The sequence below is a fragment of the Thiorhodococcus drewsii AZ1 genome (assembly GCF_000224065.1).
GTDB lineage: Bacteria > Pseudomonadota > Gammaproteobacteria > Chromatiales > Chromatiaceae > Imhoffiella > Imhoffiella drewsii.
The window spans coordinates 1-762 of the sequence record NZ_AFWT01000130.1 but is presented as its reverse complement, the minus strand read 5'-3'; the positions used below and the strand labels follow the sequence as shown (position 1 = coordinate 762).

General features: G+C 53.0%; 3 protein-coding genes. 1 reads left to right on the top strand and 2 read right to left on the bottom strand.

Translation table 11 applies throughout. From position 1 onward, the window contains the following. Positions 1-295: transposase (locus THIDRDRAFT_RS23370; RefSeq protein WP_007043433.1), on the top strand; the 295-nt coding region annotated here is incomplete at its 5' end. Between the two features lie 3 nt (positions 296-298). On the opposite strand, the gene THIDRDRAFT_RS23365 is transcribed toward THIDRDRAFT_RS23370, so the two are convergent. Then, positions 299-538: a hypothetical protein gene (locus THIDRDRAFT_RS23365; protein ID WP_007043432.1), complete on the bottom strand. Its 240-nt coding sequence runs from the start codon at positions 536-538 to the stop codon at positions 299-301. Between the two features lie 66 nt (positions 539-604). Beyond that, the coding region (locus THIDRDRAFT_RS25285) for an IS4 family transposase (RefSeq protein ID WP_007043431.1) at positions 605-762 on the bottom strand (158 nt) is incomplete at its 5' end.

The following is a 762-nucleotide window of genomic DNA, read 5'->3' as shown; positions in this document are numbered from 1 at the left end:
TGGCGTCGCCAGCGCCGGGTTCGAGCACCAGCCCGTCGTCACCGGTGGCGGCTATCGCAGCATGGCCTTGCCCGAATTTCAGTGGCTTAACACCGTCCTCGGTAACGTCAAAAACAGCCTGCATGGTTCCTATCATCAGGTGAGCAGCAAGCATCTGCCGCGCTTCCTGGCCGAGTTTTGCTATCGCTTCAATCGCCGATTTGATCTGGCCTCCATGCTCCCGCGCCTTGGATGGGCTGCCGTGCGAACTCCACCGATGCCACACCGTCTCCTGAAAATGGCTGAGGCATGTTAATAATCAGGAGAGATCTTGCAGAAGCATCATTTTGTTTTTTCTGCCATTTATAGGCGCAAGATCAAAAGTCTCTGCAAGAGGGACTTCTGGCTGTACGAATTGCGGAAATCTGTGTTTGTACACTGCGGAGAGATTTGTTAGGAACTCCCGCTCGTTATCTGTCACTGTCCCGTCAACCTTCGCAAAGTGTGTCAGGCACGACAAGTGTGCGACCATTTCATCTCTACTTTCAAAGATATTCATGAGCTGTTATCTCCTGTTGATGTCCCGAGCAACAAACAGGTTAAGCGCATCTCATTACACACATCTTCATAAGTCATGAGATTCTTTGGCGTATTTGATCCCGGCTGCCACGTCTCTGATGCGCTGCAGTCCGAGCCAAATGCTCTTCACACCGGGCTCGCCATCGCCCTTGCGTCCGAGAAATCCGCCCTGGCGGGCGATCAAGCGCAACACCTCGTTGAGTC

Excerpts from the sequence above, each read along its gene's own strand:
- THIDRDRAFT_RS23365 (WP_007043432.1), bottom strand. The coding sequence starts at position 538 with ATGAATATCTTTGAAAGTAGAGATGAAATGGTCGCACACTTGTCGTGC.